Here is a 22,833-nt window from a genome sequence, read left to right on the forward strand (position 1 = left end):
GACAAATTATGGAGGAAAATAAATTATGTACAGCGAAAAAGTAATGGACCATTTTCAGAACCCGAGAAATGTAGGAGAGATTGAAGGCGCCAGCGGTGTCGGAACCGTAGGCAATGCAAAATGCGGAGACATTATGAGAATGTATCTGGATATTGATGAGGACGGAATCATCCGGGACTGTAAATTCAAAACCTTCGGCTGCGGCGCCGCAGTGGCAACCAGCAGTATGGCTACAGAGCTTGTGAAGGGCAAAACCATTCAGGAGGCCCTGCAGGTGACAAATAAAGCGGTTATGGAGGCTCTTGACGGCCTTCCCCCGGTAAAAGTACACTGCTCCCTGCTTGCTGAGGAAGCGATCCATGCAGCACTCTGGGATTATGCGGAAAAGCACGGAATTAAGATCGAGGGTCTGGATAAGCCAAAAAGCGATATTTCTGAAGGGGAAGAAGAGGAAGAGTATTAATGGAAAAAAAGAAGGTAGTTGTGGGGATGTCCGGCGGTGTGGACTCCTCAGTGGCGGCCTATCTGCTGAAGGAACAGGGATATGATGTCATTGGAGTCACCATGCAGATCTGGCAGGATGAGGACAATGCGGCACAGGAGGAGAACGGCGGCTGCTGCGGCCTGAGCGCAGTGGACGATGCCAGAAGAGTGGCGAACATGCTGGAGATTCCCTACTACGTCATGAACTTCAAACATGAGTTCAGAGAAAATGTCATTGACTATTTCATTCAGGAATATCTAAAAGGCCGCACACCCAACCCCTGTATTGCCTGCAACCGTTATGTAAAATGGGAATCCCTTCTCAAAAGGAGCATGGAGATCGGTGCGGATTACATTGCCACAGGCCATTACGCCAAGATTGTGCAGACAGACAGCGGCAGGTATTCTCTGAAAATGTCGGATGCCACAGGAAAAGACCAGACCTATGCCCTTTATAATCTTACCCAGTTCCAGCTTTCACACACGCTTATGCCTGTTGGATTCTATGAGAAGGATGAGATCAGAAAAATAGCGGAACAGATTGGCCTTCCCGTGGCGAAGAAGAAGGACAGCCAGGAAATCTGCTTTGTGCCGGACAAGGACTATGCCGGATTTATCGAGGAGAATACAGAGCATAAGATAGAAGAGGGCAGCTACGTGCTGGCAGACGGTACGGTGATCGGGCGCCATAAAGGGATCACCCATTATACCATTGGTCAGAGAAAAGGCCTGGGCCTGGCAATGGGACATCCTGTCTTTGTGACAGAGATTCGTCCTGAAAGCAACGAGGTGGTGATCGGAGAAAATGAGGACCTGTTCCAAAGAGAACTGATCTGTAACCGGATTAACTTTATGTCCATTCCTGACCTGAAAGAGGACATGCATGTTATGGCTAAAATCCGGTATAACCACAGAGGTGCTTCTGCTGTCATACACAGAGAAGAGGAAGACAAGATTCGGGTGATCTTCGATGAACCCCAGAGGGCCATCACTCCGGGACAGGCAGTTGTCTTTTATGACGGAGAATATGTAGCCGGAGGCGGCATTATTTTATGACTTTTTTGGAGTATAAAATTGCCCGGGAGACAGTTTTTGCATGAAGCTGTTTTCCGGGCAGTTTTTTCTTTGGGCCGGTACAGATCGTATGCAGAACACGCGGCCGAAATATTGGGTTTTAACCGGGAGGTAAGGATTAGATGAATGTGAGAGCAGAGAGACTGGATAATGAAAGCATTCGGTACATATATAAAACCTACATGAAGAAAGATTTTCCAAGGTCAGAACTCAAACCTCTGAAAAGTATTCTGGCGCTGACAGAGAGCGGCAGAGGGGATGGGTATGGGTTCTATGACGGGAATGCACTGGCAGGATATGCGTTTTTGATAAAGGCACCCTCCGGGAGGGCATACCTGATCGATTATCTGGCAGTGCTGCCGTCTGTGAGAGGCAGAGGGTATGGGAGTGCATGTCTTCTGGCACTTCAGTCTATTTTAGATAAAAGAGACATGTACAGCGATAAAGAAGCCGTACGGGAGAACGAGGGGTATATCATCATGGCAGAGACCGAAGACCCATCCTTTGCAGCCCGGGAAGAGGAACTGCAGGTCCGCAGAAGAAGAATCCGCTTTTACGAAAAGAATGGATTTTTTGATTCCCGGAACACCTGCCGCCTCTTTGGGGTGGAATACAGAATTTTAGGAAAGTCCTCCGCTGCAGCCGAAAAAGAGGAGATACAGATACGCTGCAGGGAGGAATTGGACAGCATTTACCGCACTGTCATTCCTAAGATCGTATATGGCAGCCAGGTGATCTGGCTGTAAGATTTCGGAATTTCTCTTACAATGGAAGAAATTCCGGTTTTCTGTTCCTGAAAACCGTATAATAATGAAAACCACATTCCTTTAACAATGCCCCTGCGCGCTCAAAGTCATAGGCTATATGTTCCGGCGCATGAGCGTCAGAGCCAAGGGTGAGGATTTCGCCTCCCAGTTCCCGGTAGCGGCTTAATATCTTTTCCGTGGGATTGGGATGCCCGAGACCGTATTTGAACCCCGCGGTGTTGCATTCCAGTCCGATGCCCTTCTGCACCAGAACGCGGAGAATTTCGTCCAGGATATCTCTGTATTTTTCATAGGTATAATACAGGTTGCGGTTGGGGCCGTAGCGAACCACATAGTCAATGTGACCGCATACATCGAAACAGGAGAAGACTTTTAAGTTTTCCAAAAGGCAGGTAAAATAGCTGCGGTATGCCTCCTCCTCGCTGCGGTTTTCAAAAAATATCCTGTCATAGGGGTCACATCCGTCCGCAACATGCACGGAGCCGATGACAAAATCAAAGGGGTAACCGGCTGCGAAGGACGGCAGTTTCCCGGTCAGATGGGGCTGGAGTCCAAGCTCGATACCGAAATTTATCTCTATTTTATTTTCATACTTTTTTCTGAGTTCCAGAAGTTTTTCCCGGTAAGCCGGCATATCCACAAGAAAATCAAACTCTCCTGTGGGAAAATCGAAATCCATATGCTCTGTAAAGCAGACCCGGGGCACATTTCTGTGAATGGCACCGAGGATCATGTGCTCCATAGGAGCTTCGCTGTCGCTGGAAAATGATGTGTGCATGTGATAATCTGCGTACATAGATGACATCTCCTTTTCATTTGCTGCCCTAATTATATAGGAAAGAGAGGGAATTGTACATAAAGAGAATGTAAAACTGGTACGATTTTTCATTTTATGCTTGAATTTTTGTCTCAGATTAGGTACAATATCAAATAGGTTGATGTTTCTTTAACAATCTTAATAGAAACCTCACGGAATACAAACACTTTTAGGAGGAATGAATAACATGGCAGTAAAAGTAGCAATCAATGGATTTGGACGTATTGGACGTCTGGCTTTCAGACAGATGTTTGGAGCAGAAGGATTTGAAGTTGTAGCAATCAATGACTTAACATCTCCGACAATGTTAGCTCACTTACTGAAATATGACTCTACACAGGGAAGATATGCACTTGGCGATACAGTAACAGCAGGTGAAGATTCCATCACAGTTGATGGCAAAGAAATCAAAATCTACGCAAAAGCTAACGCTGAAGAACTTCCTTGGGGAGAAATCGGTGTAGATGTTGTTCTGGAATGTACAGGTTTCTATACATCCAAAGCAAAAGCAGAAGCTCATATCAAAGCAGGTGCTAAGAAAGTTGTTATCTCCGCTCCGGCTGGAAATGACCTTCCGACCATCGTTTACAATGTAAACCATGAGACACTGACAAAAGATGACAACATCATCTCCGCAGCTTCCTGTACAACAAACTGCCTGGCTCCGATGGCAAAAGCATTAAACGACCTGGCTCCGATCAAATCCGGTATCATGTGCACAATCCATGCTTACACAGGCGATCAGATGACACTGGACGGACCGCAGAGAAAAGGCGATTTAAGAAGATCTCGTGCAGCTGCAGTTAATATCGTTCCGAACAGCACAGGTGCTGCAAAGGCAATCGGTCTGGTTATTCCGGAACTGAACGGCAAACTGATCGGATCTGCTCAGCGTGTTCCGACCCCTACAGGTTCTACTACAATTCTGACAGCAGTTGTTGACGGAACTGTAACTGTAGATCAGGTTAACGCAATCATGAAAGAGCAGGCTACAGAGTCCTTCGGATACAACACAGACGAAATCGTATCCAGCGATATCATCGGTATGAAATACGGTTCTCTGTTTGATGCAACCCAGACAATGGTTCTGCCGTTAGACAATGGCACAACTGAGGTTCAGGTTATTTCCTGGTATGACAATGAGAATTCTTACACAAGCCAGATGGTAAGAACAATCAAATACTTCGGAAAATTATTAGAGAAATAATATTACAAATAAAGACTCATTAAGGGGTCCGGTCTATTTTGGACCGGGCTCCTTTTGTCCATTCTGTTATTTAACAAGAACAAATATTAAAGGAGGCATCATCCAATGCTCAACAAGAAATCAGTTGATGACATCAACGTAAAAGGAAAAAAAGTTTTAGTCCGCTGTGATTTCAACGTTCCCCTTCAGGAAGGTAAGATCACAGATGAAAACCGTCTGGTGGCAGCCCTTCCCACTATCAAGAAGCTGATTGCTGACGGTGGAAAAGTAATCCTGTGCTCTCATCTGGGCAAACCTAAGGGAGAAGCAAAACCGGAGTTATCTCTGGCTCCTGTTGCCAAGAGAATGTCAGAATTACTGGGCCAGGAAGTGAAATTTGCAGCAGACCCGGAAGTAGTCGGACCGAATGCAAAAGCTGCTGTCCAGGCAATGAAAGACGGAGATGTTGTTTTACTGGAAAATACACGTTACCGTGCAGAAGAGACAAAGAACGGAGAAGCATTCAGCAAAGAGCTGGCATCTCTGTGCGATGTATTTGTAAATGACGCATTTGGTACTGCCCACAGAGCACACTGCTCCAATGTCGGTGTGACTCAGTTTGTAGATACTGCGGTTGTCGGATATCTGATGCAGAAAGAGATCGACTTCCTGGGAAATGCCGTGGACAACCCAAACAGACCGTTTGTTGCAATTCTTGGCGGCGCTAAAGTTTCCAGTAAGATTTCTGTGATCGACAATCTGCTTGATAAAGTAGATACTCTGATCATCGGCGGCGGAATGTCCTACACATTCTCAAAAGCTCTGGGCGGACACATTGGCGTGTCTCTCTGTGAAGACGATTATCTGCAGTATGCACTGGATATGATGAAAAAGGCAGAGGAAAAAGGCGTGAAACTTTTACTGCCGGTGGACAACCGTATTGGTGATGATTTCTCCAATGACTGCAACATCCAGGTTGCAAAACGCGGCGAGATCCCGGACGGCTGGGAAGGCATGGATATTGGACCTGAGACAGAGAAAATCTTCTGTGACGCTGTAAAAGATGCTAAGACTGTTGTATGGAACGGACCGATGGGATGTTTCGAGATGCCGAATTTTGCTCATGGTACAGAAGCAGTTGCAAAAGCACTGGCTGAAACAGACGCTACCACCATCATCGGCGGCGGTGATTCTGCAGCGGCTGTCAATATCCTGGGATATGGTGACAAGATGACCCACATTTCCACAGGAGGCGGCGCTTCCCTGGAATTCTTAGAGGGCAAAGAACTGCCGGGCGTGGCAGCAGCTAATGATAAATAAAAGTAACTGTGAAAACACTGGACAGTTGCAGATAAAGAATAAGTGAAAGAAGGAAATAAAGTCATGGCAAGAAGAAAAATTGTTGCTGGTAACTGGAAGATGAATATGACTCCCAGCGAAGCTGTTGAATTAGTAAACACATTAAAACCTCTGGTAGCAAACGAGGAAGTTGACGTAGTATTCTGTGTACCGGCAATTGATATCCTTCCGGTTGTAGAAGCCTGCAAAGGCACAAACATCCAGGTTGGCGCTGAGAATATGTACTATGAGGAGAAAGGTGCCTACACAGGTGAGATCGCTCCGGGCATGCTCACAGATGCCGGTGTAAAATATGTTGTTTTAGGCCACTCTGAGAGAAGAGAATACTTCGCAGAGACAAGCGAGACTGTAAATAAAAAAATGCTGAAAGCATTTGAGCATGGAATCACTCCGATCATGTGCTGCGGCGAGACTCTGGAGCAGAGAGAGCAGGGCGTGACCATGGACTTCATCCGTCAGCAGGTGAAAGTTGGATTCCAGGGCGTAACAGCAGACCAGGCTAAGACAGCAGTGATCGCTTACGAGCCGATCTGGGCTATCGGAACAGGTAAGACAGCTACCACAGAGCAGGCACAGGAAGTTTGTGCAGGTATCCGTGCATGCATCGCTGAAGTATATGACGAGGCGACTGCAGAAGCTATCCGCATCCAGTACGGCGGATCCGTAAATGCCAAGACAGCTCCGGAACTGTTCGCTCAGAACGATATTGACGGCGGCTTAGTAGGCGGCGCTTCCCTGAAACCGGAATTCGGACAGATTGTGAACTACAAATAATATGTAACAGCAGAAAGAAAGCCTTCCACGGTAAACACGGGGAAGGCTTTTTTGACGCTGTCTATATCCCCTCCAGATCAAAGGGCGGGGTGTATTCCTCTTTGGCACTGCTTTTTTCCTGCATATATCCGTCTGTGAGCCCAAGACGGACAGCCTCCTCCAGTACGCTCTCGTATTCATAAGTTGTGATCCTGCGGTTGATCTCAGGATACCCGCTGCTTTTATAGAATGGGGTAAACTGGCTCAGCAGGCTGATGAGATAGTGGTTGTCCGGAAGATTTTCCTTGATCCAGTGCAGCAGCCGGATGGAATCTTTTCGACAGCCGGGGAGGACCATATGGCGGATGATGACACCGCTTTTCAAAAGTCCGTTATCGTCAAATCTGGGAGCACCTGTCTGCTCTATCATATATGGTATGGCTTTGGACGCGGCGGAAAAATAATCGGGGGCCATGGAGTAGCGCATGGAGAGCGCGGAATCATAATATTTTAGATCCGGCAGATAAATATCCACATAATCCCTGAGGCGTGCCAGGGTTTCCGGTTTTTCATATCCTCCGCAGTTGTACACAACGGGAATATGCAGGCGGTCCTTTACCCTGTCAAGGGCAGGCAGGACGGAAGGCAGGTACTGGGTGGCTGTCACCAGATTGATATTGTGGGCACCGGCATCCTGCAGTTCCAGGAAGATTTCGGACAGCCTCTCCTCTGTGATCTCCTTTCCAAAGCCTTCACTGCTTACGGAATAATTCTGGCAGAAACAGCAGCGGAGCGTACAGCCCGTAAAAAATACAGTGCCGCTGCCGTTGGTGCCGCTGATACATGGCTCTTCCCAGTGGTGCAGGGCAGCTCTTGCGGCCGTGAGCCTGTCGGTACATTGACAGTAACCTTTACGCAAATGACGGTCTGCATGGCAGTTCCTTGGGCAGAGTGAACAATTTTTATATTCGTCAGGCTGGTTCATCAGCGATTTTCCTCCAAACATTTCAAATCTCTTCCAAAACTGTTTCGTTTTATTAACATCATAATGAAAATTTCCTAAAATTTCAAGTGTGTGCCTGAAACCTCTTCCTTTTTGTCGTATTTTGCGTTAAAATAATTCATGTGAAACTTTTTAGGGGAGAAATGCGTCTAATAATTAAGGGTGTGAAAATGAGTAAAAAAACGAATGAAAAAAAGAAAACAGAAAAAAAGAATAAGGGAAAAAGCAAGGTCGTCAAAAGGATACTGCTGGCGCTTCTGATCGTGCTGCTTTTGGCAGTGGTGGGTATCTATTGTGCTGTGGGCTATTATTACCAGGACAAGTTCTACAGCGGCACTACCATCAACGGATATGACTGCAGTGAAAAATCTGTGGACTACATCAAGGAGATCATTAAAAAAGAGGCGGAGACATATTCTCTGACGATCAAAGAGAAAGAGGATAAGCAGGATGTGATCCAGGCGGCAGATATTAAGCTGACTTATAAGGACGACGGTGAACTGGAAAAGCTTATGGAGGACCAGAACGCCTGGCTGTGGATCTTCAGCCTGACAAAAGACAAGAATTATGAGGTGAGTCTGGATAATTCTTATGATGAGGCAAGTCTTGACACGGTCATCAGCAGCCTGGCCTGTCTCAAGCCGGAGAATATGACAGCGCCGCAGGATGCTTATCTGGAGGATACAGGGGAAGCATATCAGATCGTTCCTGAGGTGGAAGGCAATACGCTGGATCAGGAAAAGACAGTAAAAGCCATCAAGGATGCCGTTAACGGACGAAAAGGAGAAGTCTCCTTAGAAGAGTCAGGCTGTTATCAGGCACCGGCAGTGCGGCAGGATGACCCGGGGCTGACCCAGGAAAGAGATAAGCTGAATGCATTGACCACCATGCAGATCGTTCTGGACTTTGGGCATGGACAGGAAACCATCACAAGGGACCTTTTGAAATCCTGGCTGAAGAAAGACGATGCAGGCAATTATTATTTTGATGAACCTACTGTGAAGCAGTATATTATCGATCTTTCCGCAGTATACAACACAAAGGGCAAAGCAAGGGACTTTGTTACTACAGGCGGAAGTACGGTCCATCTTACCGGAGGCGACTATGGCTGGCAGTTATGGCAGGATAAGACTACAGAGTCTCTGATGAATACTCTCAATGCAGGGGAGAGCACAACCTTGGAAGTGACCTGGCTGTACAAGGCACAGAAGCATGACGGCAATGAGATTGACGGTACTTATGTGGAGATATCCATTTCCCAGCAGCATATGTGGTTCTATAAAAACGGCAGTCTTATTGTGGATACCCCGGTCGTGACCGGCAATCCCAACACAGGACATGCAACACCGGCAGGGGGTGTCTGGAATCTGAAAGATAAAAAGAGTCCTTTCACTCTGGTGGGCAAAAAACCGGACGGAAGTATTGACTATGAAGAGCCGGTTAACTATTGGCTGCCATTTAACGGAGGCGTGGGAATCCATGACCTTGTAAAGAGAGATGCTTTTGGAGGCGATATCTATCTGTCCAATGGTTCTCACGGATGTGTCAATACACCCATAGATGCGGTGCAGATGATCTATAATAATATTGAGGTGAATACACCGATTGTGGTGTACTGACGAAAGACGGCCGGAGCGGAAGCTTCGGCCGCAGCTATATCCGGAAATATTTGGTGCTCTCTGTGTGCACAACAGCATCACTGCGGCGCGGGAAGGTGTGAATGTGTATCTTGTTTTTGCAGTTTTTCTGTTGAAATTTGCCTGCAAAGCTGATATAATGCTAATCAGTTGAATAAAAATACATAATATACATTAAAAATGCATAAAAATGAATGCGTAAGGAGAGAGAAAAATGAAAAAATTAGCAGCAGCAGCTTTAGTTGCTGCCATGGTACTGTCTTTGGCAGGATGCGGCAGCAGCACAAAGAAGATTGAGTCAAAAGAGGATTTAAAGGATGCCGTTATCGGCGTTCAGCTTGGAACAACAGGTGATACCACAGTGTCAGAGGCGTCAATCGGCGCAAAAGAGGTAAAGCGTTATAACAAAGGCGCTCAGGCAATCCAGGCGCTGAAAAAAGGCCAGATCGACTGTGTGGTGATCGATACAGAGCCGGCCAAGAAGTTCGTTGAGCTGAATGATGACCTGAAAATGATTGAGAACCAGTTTGAAGACGAGCAGTATGCCATCAGCATGAAAAAAGGCAACACAGAGCTGAAAGATGCATTTAATAAAGCTCTGGGCGAGCTGGAGGAGGAAGGTGTTCTTTCCGATATAGTAAACAATTATATCGGTGATGAGGCGGGTAAAAATCCCTATGAATCACCGGCAGATGCAGATCGTTCCAAAGGAAAGCTTGTGATGGCTACCAACGCGGAGTTTGAGCCGTGGGAGTATCATGACGGTGAGGCTATCGTAGGTATCGATGTGGATATCGCGCAGGCAATCTGTGATAAGCTGGGTTATGAGCTGGAAGTGTCCGATATGGAGTTTGACGCCATCCTTCCTGCAGTACAGTCCGGAAAGGCAGACTTCGGTGCAGCCGGCATGACAGTAAACGAAGAACGTCTGGAGAGCGTTGATTTTACAGACACGTATGCAAACGCAAGCCAGGTAATCATAGTAAAGAAATAAGTTGAAAGATGACCCATGAAAAGAAAAGCTGCTGACAATCCTGCCGGCAGCTTTACTTGCGGGAGAAAGTAAGACAGGTGGAAAAATGTGTGTATTAGGGATTTCACAACAGCTTTATAACAACTTTATCAAGGATGACCGGTATATGTGGCTGCTGGAAGGTTTGAAAAATACTCTGCTCATCACACTTCTGGCAGTGATCATCGGTATCATCATCGGATTTGCGGTGGCCATTGTGCGTTCCAGCCATGATAAAAACGGTTCCTTCGGTGTTTTAAACGCCGTATTTAAGATTTATCTGACCGTGATCCGCGGAACACCAACCATGATCCAGCTGCTGATCATGAACTTCGTTATTTTCGGCAGCCTTTCTCTGGACCCTGTGCTGGTGGGCGGCCTGGCTTTTGGTATCAACTCAGGCGCCTATGTGGCGGAGATCGTCCGTTCCGGTATTATGTCAGTGGATCAGGGACAGTTTGAAGCAGGGCGTTCTCTGGGACTTAATTATTCCCAGACCATGAAGTCCATTGTCATGCCGCAGGCATTTAAGAATGTACTTCCGGCACTGGTCAACGAGATGATCGTGCTTTTAAAAGAGACTTCCATTGTGGGCTACATCGGAATGATGGATTTGACAAAGGGCGCTATGCTGATCCAGAGCCGTACCTACAACGCATTCCTGCCTCTGCTGGCAGCAGCGCTGATTTATTTGATACTGGTTATGATTTTAACAGCATGTATGAATAAGCTGGAAAGGAAGTTGAGGACCAATGAGCGATAACAACATTTTACTGGAAGTGCAGGGGCTTGAGAAAGCCTTCGGAGATAATAAAGTGCTGGACGGCATAACCACGGATATCCGCCAGGGTGAAGTGGTTGCGGTCATTGGACCTTCCGGATCCGGTAAATCCACTTTTCTCCGCTCCCTGAATCTGCTGGAAGTGCCTACAGGGGGAAGTATTCTCTTTGAAGGTACGGATATTACAGATCCTAAGGTGGATATTAACCGCCATCGCCAGAAAATCGGTATGGTGTTTCAGCAGTTTAATCTTTTCCCTAACATGACTGTGAAGGAAAATATCATGCTTGCGCCTGTGAAGCTGAAACTCATGTCACAGAGTGAGGCGTCAAAGAAAGCGGACGAGCTGCTTGCCAGAGTTGGGCTGCCGGAGAAGGCTGACACATATCCGGAAATGCTCTCCGGAGGTCAGAAGCAGAGAATCGCCATCGCAAGAGCTCTGGCAATGAATCCTGATGTTATGCTGTTTGACGAGCCTACATCAGCCCTTGATCCTGAAATGGTCGGGGAGGTTCTGGAGCTTATGAAGGAACTGGCACAGTCGGGAATGACTATGGTCGTGGTGACTCATGAAATGGGATTTGCCAAAGAGGTGGCTTCCAGGGTAATCTTCATCGATGAGGGGAAGATCCAGGAGGAAAACAAACCAAAGGAATTTTTTGAAAATCCGAAAAACCAGAGATTAAGGGACTTTTTGTCAAAAGTATTATAAATTCAAATCATCCTGCCCTGTCATTTTTTTAACAAAATCCGTCCAAATCTTGCAATTAGGATTGAAAATTTCTGGATTTCTGTTAAAATGAAAAAGGTATGAGATGCAGAAATGGAATTTGACATATAAAGGAGAGAAAATATGAGTAAAAAACCAACCGTATTAATGATTCTCGATGGATATGGCCTGAATGATAATTGTGAGGCAAACGCTGTATGCGAGGCGAAGACTCCTGTTATGGACCAGTTAAAATCCCAGTGTCCCTTTGTAAAAGGCAATGCAAGCGGAATGGCCGTGGGCCTTCCGGAAGGACAGATGGGCAACTCTGAGGTGGGTCACCTGAACATGGGTGCAGGACGTATTGTCTACCAGGAGCTGACGAGAATTACAAAAGAGATTGAAGACGGGGATTTCTTCCGGAACGAAGCACTGCTGAAGGCAGTACGCAATGCCAAAGAGAACGGCTCAGCACTGCATTTATTCGGACTTCTTTCTGACGGTGGTGTGCACAGCCATAATACCCATGTGTATGGTATTCTGGAGCTGGCTAAGAGAGAAGGTCTTTCCAAAGTATTTGTACACTGCTTCCTGGACGGACGTGACACTCCGACCACAGCAGGAAAAGAATATATCAAAGAGCTCAATGACAAGATGAAAGAGCTGGGTGTTGGCCAGGTGGCATCCGTTATGGGACGTTACTATGCTATGGACCGTGACAACCGCTGGGATCGTGTGGAGAGAGCCTACAATGTTATGACTAAGGGAGAGGGCAAGCAGGCAGAGTGCCCTGTATGCGCTGTCAAGGACTCCTATGCGGCAGAGAAGACTGACGAATTTGTAGAGCCTACAGCCATTGTAAAAGACGGCCAGCCGGTAGGAATCATCAGGGACAAAGATTCTGTCATCTTCTTTAATTTCCGTCCTGACAGGGCGCGTGAGATCACGAGAGCTTTCTGTGATGAGGAGTTTACAGGTTTCGCAAGAGAGAAGAGACTGGATCTGACCTATGTATGCTTCACAGAGTATGACCCGACTATCCCGAACAAAGACGTGGCTTTCCATAAGGTAGCCATCAGCAATACATTCGGTGAATTCCTGGCTGCCCATGGCATGAAACAGGCACGTATCGCAGAGACAGAGAAGTATGCGCATGTGACCTTCTTCTTTAACGGCGGTGTGGAAGAGCCTAATGAGGGCGAAGACAGAATCCTGGTGAAATCACCCAAGGTTGCTACTTATGACCTGAAACCGGAGATGAGCGCTTATGAAGTCTGCGACAAGCTGACAGAGGCCATTCGCTCCGACAAATATGATGTGATCATCATCAACTTTGCCAACCCTGATATGGTAGGCCATACAGGAGTGGAAGAGGCAGCGATCAAAGCAGTGGAAGCCGTGGATGAGTGCGTAGGCAGAGCCGTGGACGCTGTGAAGGAAGTGGGAGGCCAGATGTTCATCTGTGCGGACCACGGAAATGCAGAGCAGTTGAAAGACTATGTGACAGGGGAAACCTTTACGGCCCACACAACGAATCCGGTGCCGTTCATTCTGGTCAATGCAGACCCCTGCTATGGTCTGAGAGAAGGCGGATGCCTGGCAGATATTGCACCTACACTGATTGAGATGATGGGGATGGAACAGCCGAAAGAAATGACTGGAAAATCTCTGCTGATCAGGAAATAAATGATTCAGTATGCCTGAATGAGAAAGGGCGCTGTTTCCCAAAACGGTTATAGGAACCGGGAGGGAACAGCGCTCTTTTTGCCGTACCGGAACAGTCTTCCGGACAGGATGTACGTGGATCAGGGGGATTTCTGAAAGCCGGAGGGGTCGAAGAATTTGCGGTAAACAGCAGGAGTGAAATCCAGGTCTTTTTTAAAGGCGCGGATAAAGTGGGAGGTGCTGGAAAAACCGCATTCCACGGCGATGGCGTCTATGGAGCGTGTGGTCTCCATAACAAGCTCCCTGGCCCGCCGGAGTCGGAGGGTGGACAGGTACTCATGGGGAGAGGAGCCGGTTTCGGCCTTGAATACCCGTGAAAAGTGGTATTTGCTCAGAGCTGTCTGGCGGGCAGCGTCCTCCACGGTCACTGGCTCCTGGAAATGGGTTTCCAGATAGAGGCAGGCTTTTTGAATGGAGGGGCTTAATGGTTTTCGGATTTTGGCAGCCAGAGAACCGAACAGGGTGTGGACCAGGGCGGAAAGACGGTGGTCATCAGGCTGGGGAAGACGGAGCTGATCCAAAAGCTGCTGGAAAGTTAACGCGGCCTCGGATTTATTACGGAACAGTGCTCCGTCTTTTTGGTAGAGATATTCACAGTAGTCAGAGGTGATGTTGCCGTCAAAGTGAAAAAACTGGAACCTTACCTGTTTGGGTGTGTAATAGTGGTGGGGATACATACAGTCTAAAAGAACAATATCCCCGGTAGCTGCTGTGAAAGAGTGATCCCTGTATGTAAAATGCAGTTCCCCTGACAAAATGCAGAAAAAAAGGTAAGAGTGCAGACCCTTTCGGCTGACCTGGTAGGGCGGTGCACAGAGATATTCAGCTCCCCAGTATACGCAGAAGAGATGCTCCTTCGCAAAGGGGGAGGGGGAATGAAAGTATATCCCTTTTTTGCTCATGATTCCCCGTTCCCCCGGTATCATGCCTTCTTCGTGTATTTTTTCCAATATCATAAGCAGCCTCCTGACAGCACAAAATGTATATTAATGAGCATGATTGAGTAGTGAAAAAACTATAAGAATAGTATATATTATGAATTAGAAACAAGCAAGACGGAATTACAGAGACATGGGAGAAAACTATTTTGTATGCGCACGATTTGTTAATTATGGGTAAACTGCGCATGTTGGGACGTACTTTTTGAAGTACGGGAAAGGAGAGGTAAGGATGACATCAAGAGAGAGAGTTCGCGCGGCGTTTGAACACAGGCAGCCGGATAAAGTGCCGGTGGATTTTGGGGGAATGTGCTGTTCCATGATCAATGCCATTGTGCTGAAGGATCTGCGGGCATATTACGGGCTGGAGTACCGTCCGCCGAAGATCAATGACATGTCCACCATGACAGCCTTTGTGGAGCCGGATCTGGCAGACTGCCTGGGATGTGATGTACAGCAGCTTTATAACTATGGGGACACTTACGGACATATCAATACAGACTGGAAAGAGTGGAGATACCGGGGAGAGACTGTGTTGATTCCCTCCAATGCGGTGGTAAAGGATGACGGAAAAGGCGGATATTTCGTCTATCCGGAGGGAGATAATTCCCTGCCCCCGTCCGGCCACATGCCCGCCAATGGATTTTACTTTGATAATCTTACGCGCACGCCGGAATTTGATGAGGACGAGGCCAATCCGGATGACAACGTGGAGGATTATACCCATGTGACAGATGAACAGATCGCCTACCACAAAAAAGTGCTGGCTCAGGTGAAAGGCTCACAGAGGGCCATACAGGTAGGCCCAGGCTATTTTGGCCTTGGGGATGCCAATAATATACCGGGACCAAATCTGAAGAATCCCAGGGGAATCAGAAGCATTCAGGAATGGTATATGGCGCCCCTTCTCTATCCGGATTACGTGGAAGAGGTTTTTGAGAAGGGAACAGATATTGCCATAGAGAGTTTTAAGAAATATTGGGATGCATTTGGTTCGGATATTGATATTCTCTTTATCTGCGGTACGGATTTCGGAACCCAGAGAGGCCCTTTTATGAGCCCGGAAGTGTTCCGCGACCTGTATATGCCGTATTATAAAAAGATGAATGACTGGGTGCATGAGCACACAACGTGGAAGACACTGAAACACTGCTGCGGGGGTATTTTCCCCATTCTTCCGTATATGATCGAAGGCGGGTTCGACGCCATCAACCCGGTGCAGTGTTCTGCAGAGGGAATGGACCCTAAGACACTGAAAGATACATACGGCAAAGACATTGTATTCTGGGGCGGCGGTGTGGATACACAGCAGGTACTGCCCTTTGGCAGGCCGGAGGAAGTGCGCAGACAGGTTCTGGAAAGACTGGAGATCTTTTCAAAGGACGGCGGCTATGTGTTTAATACCATACATAACATACAGGCCAATACCCCAATTGAAAATATAGCTGCCATGATTGAGGCTGTGAAGGAGTTCAACGGGGACAGGTAATAATATTTCAACAAAAATGCAGGGTAAAACAAGACGGGAATTTGTGAAAGTTTCCGTCTTGTTTTCATGAATTTCGTATGCTATGATTTATCTACAAATCAAATCTCGGAGCGATTCCGAAAATCTGAAAAGGCCGTTCGGCCGAAGTTTCCAAATGTAAAGTAAAAGCAGAAGGGGTAAAAAGATCCTTATAGGGGAATTTTGCGCCCTGAAGCGGAAAGGGGCATTGTTTTTATGAAAAAATGGAAGAAGGTTCTGGCAGCAGGGCTTCTTACAGTCCTTTTTTCCTGTGCTGTCTGTGCACAGGCAATTTCTGCCGGAAACGGCAGGGATATGCTGCATACGGATGCACACGGTTTGGCTGTGGGGACAGCAGCGGGGGGAAAAGGCCCTCCGTCCAAATCGTCAGGAGGACAGGAATATGGACAGAAGTCCATAGGAGCAGAAAAAACTGCAGTTCAGAAGGAGGTTGCAGAAAATGATCACAGCAAAAAAGTGGGATTACACGGATGTACAGGAGAAAAGACAGAATATCAGAGCTCATCAGGCTATGAAGAAGACATGGAATCCGGCCAGATGCCGGGAACAGGCCAGATTTCCGGTCTGGAGACAGGGCGAGGGGAAAAGCCTGCCTGTAGTACATCCGCAGAACAGAAAGAAATGTCCTGTGATCCAGGTGTGGAGGCACGGGGAATATACAAAGCTGCCGGTCACCCGAAAACACAGTACATATCCGGCAAAGGATATGTACAAAAGAGACAAGAGCAGGAAAATTCTGACCTGGAACCCGGATATAAACAGAAAAACGGGCAGGATAGCTGTGAGGAAACCGAGATCAGTCTAATGGCTGAAGGAGGTGCAAAAGAGTCCGGCAGGCAGAAAAAGCCGGACGGTTTGGAAGAGCCTGCAGGTTCTGCTTCTGCGCAGAAGCAGCCGGAGGATGTCAGTACGCCCGGTGAAAAGGACAAAAAGGAAAACCCGGAAAAGCAGCCGGAACAGGGTAATCAGCCAGAGCAGGAAAAACAGCCGGAACAAGAGGAACAGTCGGGGCAGGAGGCACAGCCGGAACAGGGTAATCAGCCAGAACTGGAGGCGCAGCCGGAACAAGAGGAACAGCCAGGGCAGGAGGAACAGCCAGAACAGGAGGCGCAGCCGGAACAGGATACATCCGGGCCGCTGTTGGAGGAACAGATACCGGGACAGTATTCCAGAATCTCGGATATGTACCTGAGGAGTGCGGCCACCAGTACCATACAGGTGGGATGGCAGGAATCCTTAGGTTCCATTGACCCCGGCCTTTTAAGCCTGGACGATCCGTATAATGTCTCGATCAAGTATGTGGACTCCAGCGATTCTGACAACCAGGATATGCGGGGAAAGTGGCGCCTTCTTTACTGTGTGCAGTATCAGCACAATGCGCCGGAGGGGCAGATTACCTGGGATGGAGCAGGGCGTGTGTCACCGTCTATTGCCTATCTTATGTACTGGGGATGCCGCTACTGGGGCCAAGAGAGCCTGTGGCCAAATTACAGGACAGGATACGGATGGAAATATGATGCACTGGCCACCCAGTATGCTGTCCACATAGTCAACGGGGAATTCTCCCTGAACACACTTTATAATCATCTCAAAGGATCTAAAAAAGAACAATTCTACAGCATCATCAACAAGATGGTAAATGATGCAAATCATCCCCCCTATTACACACCGTTTGCTGACGGATGGAGAGATTTTGACTACGCATTGTCTGACTCCAGTGTGACCTGGACAGCTCAGGATTATAACGGCAAGGCCGGTTTCACAACAAAATGGATCAGCCAGAACCTGTCGGACGGCCTCACAGACTGCAGCGAGTACATTACATCCAAAAAGGGAACGGCGGATAACGGTGCCACCGTGATCTGGAAGGACAGCGGCGATGCGTCCGCATTCCGGATCTGGATTCCCAAAACACAATATCTGCTGCTGCAGGAAAAAGGGGCCAAGGTCACAGCAACAATCTCAGGAAACCATTCCCTGTATCTGGCGGGATGGGTATATAAAAGCAGTAATTCCAAATATCAGATGGTGACCATGCTGGAGGGCGGCGGTGGTTCCGCGGCACATAAAAAGACAGTTACAGCCCAGATTCCCAAAAAGGCGGTAAGCTGCTACATTGATCTTCAAAAAGCGGACAAGGATACCGAAGAAACAAAACCACAGGGCAATGCGGAATTTTCCGGTGCGGTATATGAAGTGAAAAATAAAGCAGGGACCGTGGTGGACAAAATGACCACAAATACATCAGGGAAAGCCACCAGCGTACCGCTTGCTACAGGAACTTATACAGTCAGGGAGGTTACCGCGCCAAAAGGATATAACCTGGATAAAAATACATATACGGTTACCTTTACAAACACGGATTTGAATCAGACCGTATACCGGAAAAGCGTCCGCTCAGAGGAGCCTGTGAAAAAGGGAAATGTGACTTTGAAGAAATTATCATCAGAGTCTGACAAGACCTTAAAAGGTGCGGTTTTTTATCTCTATACAAGTAAAAACAAAAAAGTAGGAGAATACACTACGGATGATAAGGGATGTATCACAGTCAAAAATTTACCATGGAACAGTTACTTCTTCATTGAGCAGACTGCGCCGGAGGGATACGAACTGTCCGATGAGAAGATCGCATTTTCTATAAATAAGGAATCCGCGGGAAAGACCCTGGAGGTTGCGGCCAGGAATACACCGAGAAAAGTAAAACTCATTCTGGAAAAAGAGATCCGTGCGGATGAGATCAATTTTGCCAACGGCAACCCCATTTTTCTGTTTGAGGTTAAAGGGGTGGATCTGGAAGGAAAGACACATATTCTGCATGGAACTGCTGAATTTACCAGGGAGTATACGGAACAGGAGAAAAACAGTGATGGTAGGATCCGAAAAACTGTCACATTTACGGAATTACCAGCCGGTACCTACACGGCATATGAGATGGAAGTTATGCGGTATTCACTGGAAGATATTACAGAAATAACAGGAGGCACCAGGAAGGAAGATACCGTGGTATTTGACCTGATCCAAAACGATGCCGGCCGCGCAGTCTTTATCAACCATAAAGACGAATGGCAGGACTGGTCAGATACGTCTGTCTGTGAAAATATTATTTTGAAGAGGGAAAAGGAAGAACATGAGTGAAGTCAGAAAAAAAGAACGGCTGAAGGAAGCCGCGGCACTGCTGCTGCTGATTCTTCTGCTGACAGCAGCCGGTCTGGCTGTGGGTGTGGGGAGTGCTTATTTCAGTGACCAGGACGCGCGCAGCAACCGAATCAGACCGGGTGACAGCAATCTGGAGATCACAGAGGAATTTCATCCCCCGGATGAGTTAAAGCCCGGGGAGGTCATAGCAAAAAGCGTGCAGATTGCCAACAAAGGCAAATCCAGTTGTTTTATACGGTGCAGGCTTCTTATGGATGATGAGGAAATCCTGCCCTATCTGCATCTGGGAATCGATTCAGAAAACTGGGAAAAGTCAGAGGATGGATACTATTATTACAAAAGCGCACTGGAGATGGGAGAGATCACTACAGAACTGCTGAGACAGATCACCGTGTCAGAGGATGCGCCGGAAGAATTGTTAAAGCGGGGATTTTCCCTGAGTGTCTATGCGGAATCTTACCAGCAGGGCCAGTTTTTAAAAGACGCCTGGCAGGAGGCATGGAAACATTTTGACAGGAACAAAAAAACAGGGAAAGAGGAGGGGAATGTATGAAAAGAAAGAGATATCATCCGCTGTTGTGCATCTGCCTCCTGTTTGTAGGATTGAGTCTTCCGGTCCCTGTCCTTGCAGAAAAGGCCGAAGGTCTGGAAAAGGCCAGGGGAAAGGTGGATATCAGGCTCGAAGAATTCACCCTGGATAGAAACGGCCGGGAAGTACCCTGGAAGGACCTGGAGGCAGTTATGCCCGGACAGGAGATCATAAAGATTCCCAGAGTCACCAATCTGCAGAATGAATGTGAGATTCGGGCTAAGATTGAAGTGATCATGGGAAAGGAGGTGAAGCTGCCCGTCACAGAGGATATGATAAAGGGAATGCCAAAAGAATGGAAACGGCGGGAGGATGGCTGGTATTACTATGAGAAGAAACTGAAAAAAGGTGAGAAAACAGACATCTTCCGTTCTTTTACCATTCCTTCTGCGTGGGATACAAAATATGACAGCAGTGGAAATATCATAAAATACTACACGGAGAACAGCCTGGATATTGTTGTAACTGTGGAGGCTGTGGGAGATGGAGACTGGACAAAAGAAAAAGCCACAGTACGCTCCCCGAAAACAGGTGATGATACAGCCCTCTTTTTGACAGCGGTTCTGTGTCTGGGATCTGCGGCTGCGGCCTATGCGGTGTGGAAATGGAGAAAACAATGAAAAAAGCATGTTACCGCATAGGGGAAATCTTGTACTGGGTACTTTGTCTGCTTTTGATAGCCAACATAGCCTTATGTATTTTCGGTATTCGTCCATTTGTTGTTGTCAGCGGATCAATGGAACCGGCCATTCAAACGGGAAGTATATCCTGGGTAAATCTCCGCGCGGATGCCGATCACCTGCAGCAGGGGGACATTCTGGCTTTTGAAAGAAATGACGGAGAATTGGTCCTGCACCGGATCGTCCGAAGAACAGAAGCGGGAATAGTGACAAAGGGGGATGCCAATCCGGTGCCGGATGCGGCTTTGGTGAGAGTACACCAGATAAAAGGTAAGGTTTTGTTTAGCGTCCCGTATGTGGGAAAGGCGTTTATGAAAAACGCAGAAGAGTTTGCCGTATTTTTTTTAACAGGCAGTGTGATTTTATTTATTTTATTAAAAACAGTGAAAATTTCAGGAGGAACGTATTATGAGAAACATAACACGGAAGAGTAAAAAACAAGCATTTCTTTTATGTCTGGCACTGGCAGCCATACTTTTGGCCGGAAGTGCGGCGGCGTACTTTACGGACAGGGAACAGGTGAAAAACCATTTAACCATCGGTAAAGTGGATATTACCCTGACAGAACCGAAGTGGGACGCTGTGCCTGAGAAAGAAAAGCAGGATATCACGCCCAATAAAAAGCTGATCAAAGATCCTAAGGTGACCAATGTGGGGATAAATGACGCTTTTGTCTTTGTCACAGTACAGGTGCCGGTGGCAGATGTCATTACTGCAAACCAGGACGGCAGCAGGAATCCAAAGGCACTTACGGAACTTTATTCCTGGACCGTCAACAGCGGCTGGACAAGGATGGGAAATGCGGCAGACATTAAAAATGAGAGTAATGTGGTGGTAGCCCATGAGTACAAATATGTATACGGCACAGAGTCTGCCTGCACCGCGCTGGCAAAAGGAATCACAACACCGGAGCTTTTCAGTTCCGTAACTTTTGCCAATGTGATTGAGGGCGAAAAAATGCCGGATGGAACTGCCATGGAGGAGGCAGCGACGGATATTGATCTGAAGGCTTTTGCCATTCAGACTACGGATCTTACGGAGAAGGATGTGACGGACCCTGCAAACGTCTGGAAAATTTTTGAAACACAGAATAAATCCTGACAGCGTAAAATAATTTGTCAAGGCATATTTTTACCGGAGCCAGACAATACTAGTTTTGTATGAAGAAATTGCAGGAGGTAATGCCATGTATCGTTATTTACCAATACGAAAGGTATACGCCAGAGAAGTATTAGACTCCAGAGGAAATCCGACTGTGGAAGTGGAAGTGACAGTCGGTGAAGGAATAGTGGGAAAAGACGGGGTGACAGGAAGGGCGATCGTACCCTCCGGCGCATCTACGGGAAGATTTGAGGCAGTTGAGCTGAGAGACGGAGAAAAAAGGTATAGAGGCCTTGGTGTACAGAAGGCTGTGAACAATGTCAATGTGAAGCTGGCAGACGCTGTGCTTGGAGAAAACGCGCTGAGGCAGAGTCATATTGACAATCTCCTTCTGGAAGCAGACGGAACCGACAACAAGGAGCATATAGGTGCCAATGCGGTGCTGGGTGTGTCGCTGGCTGTGGCGAGAGCGGCTGCCAAAGCCCTGAAGCTTCCTCTTTATCAGTATCTCGGCGGATGTCACGCAAAGAGAATGCCGGTTCCCATGATGAATATATTAAACGGAGGAAAACATGCGGACAACACGGTAGACTTCCAGGAATTTATGATCATGCCGGTGGGAACAGAGAGCTTCCATGAAGGTCTGCGCATGTGTACAGAAATCTATCAGGCTCTGAAAAAGATACTGAAGGATAAAGAGTTATCCACAGGAGTAGGGGACGAGGGCGGTTTTGCGCCAAATCTGAGCAGTGCCGGGGAAGTATTTGAGATCCTGAATCAGGCTGTGGAAAAGTGCGGTTATGCACCGGGGGAACAGATCTGCTATGCTATGGATGCTGCGGCAAGCGAACTGTATGACCAGGAAAAAGACTGTTATTACTTTCCAGGGGAATCCCAGATGAACGGCAGTGAAGTACAGAGAAATTCCAGGGAAATGGTAGAATATTACCAGGAGCTGCTGGATAAATTTCCGATTGTCTCGATAGAGGACGGCTTACACGAGGATGACTGGGACGGATGGCAGCTCATGACGCAGGAGCTTGGTGAAAAGGTGCAGCTTGTGGGAGATGACCTGTTTGTCACGAACGTAAAACGACTCAAATGCGGTATTAAGTTAAACGCGGGAAATGCCATATTGGTGAAAGTAAACCAGATCGGCACTCTGACAGAGGCTATGGATGCTGTGGAAATGGCCCAGAAAGCAGGATATCGGGCAGTGATATCCCACCGCTCCGGTGAGAGTGAGGATACTTTTATTGCGGATCTGGCTGTTGCAGTGAATGCGGGACAGATCAAAACAGGTGCTCCCTGCCGTTCAGAACGTACAGCAAAATATAACAGACTTTTAAGGATTGAGGATTCTCTTGGCGCGCAGGCTTGTTATGAGACACCATTTGAGAGATAAAATCCCGAGACATCCGGCGCGATACAGAGCAGAATGTTCCATATCTGTGCATCGCGAAGCGTGATACTGGGCACGCAGTGAACAGTAACTATAATATTTCCAGAAACAGGCTAAAATCGCTAAAAACAGT

General features: G+C 47.4%; 21 protein-coding genes. 18 read left to right on the forward strand and 3 right to left on the reverse strand.

Annotated elements, in window-relative coordinates; genetic code table 11:
- Nucleotides 1-25: 25 nt before the first annotated feature.
- The 3 genes from nifU (at nt 26) to WMO65_RS07205 (ending at nt 2,303) form a co-directional block, all read left to right on the forward strand.
- Entirely contained in the window at nt 26-463 is a 438-nt protein-coding gene (nifU, locus tag WMO65_RS07195) for a Fe-S cluster assembly scaffold protein NifU (protein ID WP_033141160.1), read from the forward strand.
- Nucleotides 463-1,539 carry a tRNA 2-thiouridine(34) synthase MnmA gene (gene mnmA, locus WMO65_RS07200; protein WP_033141159.1) on the forward strand — a complete coding sequence of 359 codons (1,077 nt, stop codon included), beginning with the start codon at nt 463-465 and terminating at the stop codon, nt 1,537-1,539. Before nifU ends, mnmA begins: the two co-directional genes overlap by 1 nt.
- A gap of 140 nt (nt 1,540-1,679) precedes the next feature.
- Nucleotides 1,680-2,303: a GNAT family N-acetyltransferase gene (locus tag WMO65_RS07205; protein WP_033141158.1), complete on the forward strand. Its 624-nt coding sequence runs from the start codon at nt 1,680-1,682 to the stop codon at nt 2,301-2,303.
- A gap of 16 nt (nt 2,304-2,319) precedes the next feature.
- Here WMO65_RS07205 and WMO65_RS07210 read toward each other — a convergent pair whose 3' ends face one another.
- Entirely contained in the window at nt 2,320-3,120 is an 801-nt protein-coding gene (locus tag WMO65_RS07210) for a histidinol-phosphatase HisJ family protein (RefSeq protein ID WP_148392966.1), read from the reverse strand.
- 208 nt (nt 3,121-3,328) lie between these two features.
- Between WMO65_RS07210 and gap the strand changes: the two genes are divergently transcribed.
- The 3 genes from gap (at nt 3,329) to tpiA (ending at nt 6,460) form a co-directional block, all read left to right on the forward strand.
- A complete protein-coding gene (gene gap, locus WMO65_RS07215) occupies nt 3,329-4,348 on the forward strand; it encodes a type I glyceraldehyde-3-phosphate dehydrogenase (protein ID WP_033141156.1) in 1,020 nt (339 codons plus the stop codon).
- Nucleotides 4,349-4,453: 105 nt separating this feature from the next.
- Entirely contained in the window at nt 4,454-5,647 is a 1,194-nt protein-coding gene (locus WMO65_RS07220) for a phosphoglycerate kinase (protein WP_033141155.1), read from the forward strand.
- A gap of 63 nt (nt 5,648-5,710) precedes the next feature.
- Nucleotides 5,711-6,460 carry a triose-phosphate isomerase gene (tpiA, locus tag WMO65_RS07225; protein ID WP_033141154.1) on the forward strand — a complete coding sequence of 250 codons (750 nt, stop codon included), beginning with the start codon at nt 5,711-5,713 and terminating at the stop codon, nt 6,458-6,460.
- A gap of 61 nt (nt 6,461-6,521) precedes the next feature.
- Here tpiA and WMO65_RS07230 read toward each other — a convergent pair whose 3' ends face one another.
- Nucleotides 6,522-7,424, reverse strand: a complete 903-nt coding sequence (locus WMO65_RS07230) for a radical SAM protein (RefSeq protein WP_242980804.1) — start codon at nt 7,422-7,424, stop codon at nt 6,522-6,524.
- A gap of 188 nt (nt 7,425-7,612) precedes the next feature.
- On the opposite strand from WMO65_RS07230, the gene WMO65_RS07235 reads away from it, so the two are divergent.
- The 5 genes from WMO65_RS07235 (at nt 7,613) to gpmI (ending at nt 13,267) form a co-directional block, all read left to right on the forward strand.
- The gene (locus WMO65_RS07235) at nt 7,613-9,061 is read left to right on the forward strand and encodes a L,D-transpeptidase family protein (RefSeq protein WP_148392965.1); all 1,449 of its coding nucleotides are present in this window, start codon (nt 7,613-7,615) and stop codon (nt 9,059-9,061) included.
- A 232-nt stretch (nt 9,062-9,293) separates the two neighbouring features.
- On the forward strand, nt 9,294-10,073 hold the full coding sequence (locus WMO65_RS07240) for a transporter substrate-binding domain-containing protein (RefSeq protein WP_033141151.1): 780 nt from the start codon (nt 9,294-9,296) through the stop codon (nt 10,071-10,073).
- A gap of 85 nt (nt 10,074-10,158) precedes the next feature.
- Nucleotides 10,159-10,854: an amino acid ABC transporter permease gene (locus tag WMO65_RS07245; protein WP_033141150.1), complete on the forward strand. Its 696-nt coding sequence runs from the start codon at nt 10,159-10,161 to the stop codon at nt 10,852-10,854.
- The gene (locus WMO65_RS07250; RefSeq protein ID WP_148392964.1) at nt 10,844-11,584 is read left to right on the forward strand and encodes an amino acid ABC transporter ATP-binding protein; all 741 of its coding nucleotides are present in this window, start codon (nt 10,844-10,846) and stop codon (nt 11,582-11,584) included. The genes WMO65_RS07245 and WMO65_RS07250 overlap by 11 nt, the downstream gene beginning before the upstream one ends.
- Nucleotides 11,585-11,725: 141 nt before the next feature.
- Complete coding sequence (gpmI, locus tag WMO65_RS07255) at nt 11,726-13,267, forward strand: 2,3-bisphosphoglycerate-independent phosphoglycerate mutase (protein WP_033141148.1); 1,542 nt, start codon at nt 11,726-11,728, stop codon at nt 13,265-13,267.
- 119 nt (nt 13,268-13,386) lie between these two features.
- On the opposite strand, the gene WMO65_RS07260 is transcribed toward gpmI, so the two are convergent.
- Entirely contained in the window at nt 13,387-14,262 is an 876-nt protein-coding gene (locus tag WMO65_RS07260; RefSeq protein ID WP_033141147.1) for a helix-turn-helix domain-containing protein, read from the reverse strand.
- Nucleotides 14,263-14,476: 214 nt separating this feature from the next.
- On the opposite strand from WMO65_RS07260, the gene WMO65_RS07265 reads away from it, so the two are divergent.
- The 7 genes from WMO65_RS07265 (at nt 14,477) to eno (ending at nt 22,703) form a co-directional block, all read left to right on the forward strand.
- Nucleotides 14,477-15,733 carry a uroporphyrinogen decarboxylase family protein gene (locus WMO65_RS07265; RefSeq protein ID WP_148392963.1) on the forward strand — a complete coding sequence of 419 codons (1,257 nt, stop codon included), beginning with the start codon at nt 14,477-14,479 and terminating at the stop codon, nt 15,731-15,733.
- 234 nt (nt 15,734-15,967) lie between these two features.
- Complete coding sequence (locus WMO65_RS07270; protein ID WP_187370624.1) at nt 15,968-18,907, forward strand: MSCRAMM family protein; 2,940 nt, start codon at nt 15,968-15,970, stop codon at nt 18,905-18,907.
- Nucleotides 18,900-19,481 carry a hypothetical protein gene (locus WMO65_RS07275; protein ID WP_148392959.1) on the forward strand — a complete coding sequence of 194 codons (582 nt, stop codon included), beginning with the start codon at nt 18,900-18,902 and terminating at the stop codon, nt 19,479-19,481. Before WMO65_RS07270 ends, WMO65_RS07275 begins: the two co-directional genes overlap by 8 nt.
- The gene (locus tag WMO65_RS07280) at nt 19,478-20,137 is read left to right on the forward strand and encodes a hypothetical protein (RefSeq protein WP_148392958.1); all 660 of its coding nucleotides are present in this window, start codon (nt 19,478-19,480) and stop codon (nt 20,135-20,137) included. Before WMO65_RS07275 ends, WMO65_RS07280 begins: the two co-directional genes overlap by 4 nt.
- Nucleotides 20,134-20,631 (forward strand): signal peptidase I, encoded by a 498-nt coding sequence (locus WMO65_RS07285; RefSeq protein WP_187370623.1) that lies wholly within the window; start codon nt 20,134-20,136, stop codon nt 20,629-20,631. The genes WMO65_RS07280 and WMO65_RS07285 overlap by 4 nt, the downstream gene beginning before the upstream one ends.
- Nucleotides 20,606-21,298, forward strand: a complete 693-nt coding sequence (locus WMO65_RS07290) for a TasA family protein (RefSeq protein WP_052099417.1) — start codon at nt 20,606-20,608, stop codon at nt 21,296-21,298. The genes WMO65_RS07285 and WMO65_RS07290 overlap by 26 nt, the downstream gene beginning before the upstream one ends.
- 85 nt (nt 21,299-21,383) lie before the next feature.
- Entirely contained in the window at nt 21,384-22,703 is a 1,320-nt protein-coding gene (gene eno, locus WMO65_RS07295; RefSeq protein ID WP_033141141.1) for a phosphopyruvate hydratase, read from the forward strand.
- Nucleotides 22,704-22,833: the final 130 nt, after the last annotated feature.

The sequence above is a fragment of the Blautia caccae genome (assembly GCF_040095955.1).
Taxonomy (GTDB): domain Bacteria; phylum Bacillota; class Clostridia; order Lachnospirales; family Lachnospiraceae; genus Blautia; species Blautia celeris.

Excerpts from the sequence above, each read along its gene's own strand:
- nifU (WP_033141160.1), top strand. The coding sequence starts at position 26 with ATGTACAGCGAAAAAGTAATGGACCATTTTCAGAACCCGAGAAATGTA.
- mnmA (WP_033141159.1), top strand. The coding sequence starts at position 463 with ATGGAAAAAAAGAAGGTAGTTGTGGGGATGTCCGGCGGTGTGGACTCC.
- WMO65_RS07205 (WP_033141158.1), top strand. The coding sequence starts at position 1,680 with ATGAATGTGAGAGCAGAGAGACTGGATAATGAAAGCATTCGGTACATA.
- WMO65_RS07210 (WP_148392966.1), bottom strand. The coding sequence starts at position 3,120 with ATGTACGCAGATTATCACATGCACACATCATTTTCCAGCGACAGCGAA.
- gap (WP_033141156.1), top strand. The coding sequence starts at position 3,329 with ATGGCAGTAAAAGTAGCAATCAATGGATTTGGACGTATTGGACGTCTG.
- WMO65_RS07220 (WP_033141155.1), top strand. The coding sequence starts at position 4,454 with ATGCTCAACAAGAAATCAGTTGATGACATCAACGTAAAAGGAAAAAAA.
- tpiA (WP_033141154.1), top strand. The coding sequence starts at position 5,711 with ATGGCAAGAAGAAAAATTGTTGCTGGTAACTGGAAGATGAATATGACT.
- WMO65_RS07230 (WP_242980804.1), bottom strand. The coding sequence starts at position 7,424 with ATGAACCAGCCTGACGAATATAAAAATTGTTCACTCTGCCCAAGGAAC.
- WMO65_RS07235 (WP_148392965.1), top strand. The coding sequence starts at position 7,613 with ATGAGTAAAAAAACGAATGAAAAAAAGAAAACAGAAAAAAAGAATAAG.
- WMO65_RS07240 (WP_033141151.1), top strand. The coding sequence starts at position 9,294 with ATGAAAAAATTAGCAGCAGCAGCTTTAGTTGCTGCCATGGTACTGTCT.
- WMO65_RS07245 (WP_033141150.1), top strand. The coding sequence starts at position 10,159 with ATGTGTGTATTAGGGATTTCACAACAGCTTTATAACAACTTTATCAAG.
- WMO65_RS07250 (WP_148392964.1), top strand. The coding sequence starts at position 10,844 with ATGAGCGATAACAACATTTTACTGGAAGTGCAGGGGCTTGAGAAAGCC.
- gpmI (WP_033141148.1), top strand. The coding sequence starts at position 11,726 with ATGAGTAAAAAACCAACCGTATTAATGATTCTCGATGGATATGGCCTG.
- WMO65_RS07260 (WP_033141147.1), bottom strand. The coding sequence starts at position 14,262 with ATGATATTGGAAAAAATACACGAAGAAGGCATGATACCGGGGGAACGG.
- WMO65_RS07265 (WP_148392963.1), top strand. The coding sequence starts at position 14,477 with ATGACATCAAGAGAGAGAGTTCGCGCGGCGTTTGAACACAGGCAGCCG.
- WMO65_RS07270 (WP_187370624.1), top strand. The coding sequence starts at position 15,968 with ATGAAAAAATGGAAGAAGGTTCTGGCAGCAGGGCTTCTTACAGTCCTT.
- WMO65_RS07275 (WP_148392959.1), top strand. The coding sequence starts at position 18,900 with ATGAGTGAAGTCAGAAAAAAAGAACGGCTGAAGGAAGCCGCGGCACTG.
- WMO65_RS07280 (WP_148392958.1), top strand. The coding sequence starts at position 19,478 with ATGAAAAGAAAGAGATATCATCCGCTGTTGTGCATCTGCCTCCTGTTT.
- WMO65_RS07285 (WP_187370623.1), top strand. The coding sequence starts at position 20,134 with ATGAAAAAAGCATGTTACCGCATAGGGGAAATCTTGTACTGGGTACTT.
- WMO65_RS07290 (WP_052099417.1), top strand. The coding sequence starts at position 20,606 with ATGAGAAACATAACACGGAAGAGTAAAAAACAAGCATTTCTTTTATGT.
- eno (WP_033141141.1), top strand. The coding sequence starts at position 21,384 with ATGTATCGTTATTTACCAATACGAAAGGTATACGCCAGAGAAGTATTA.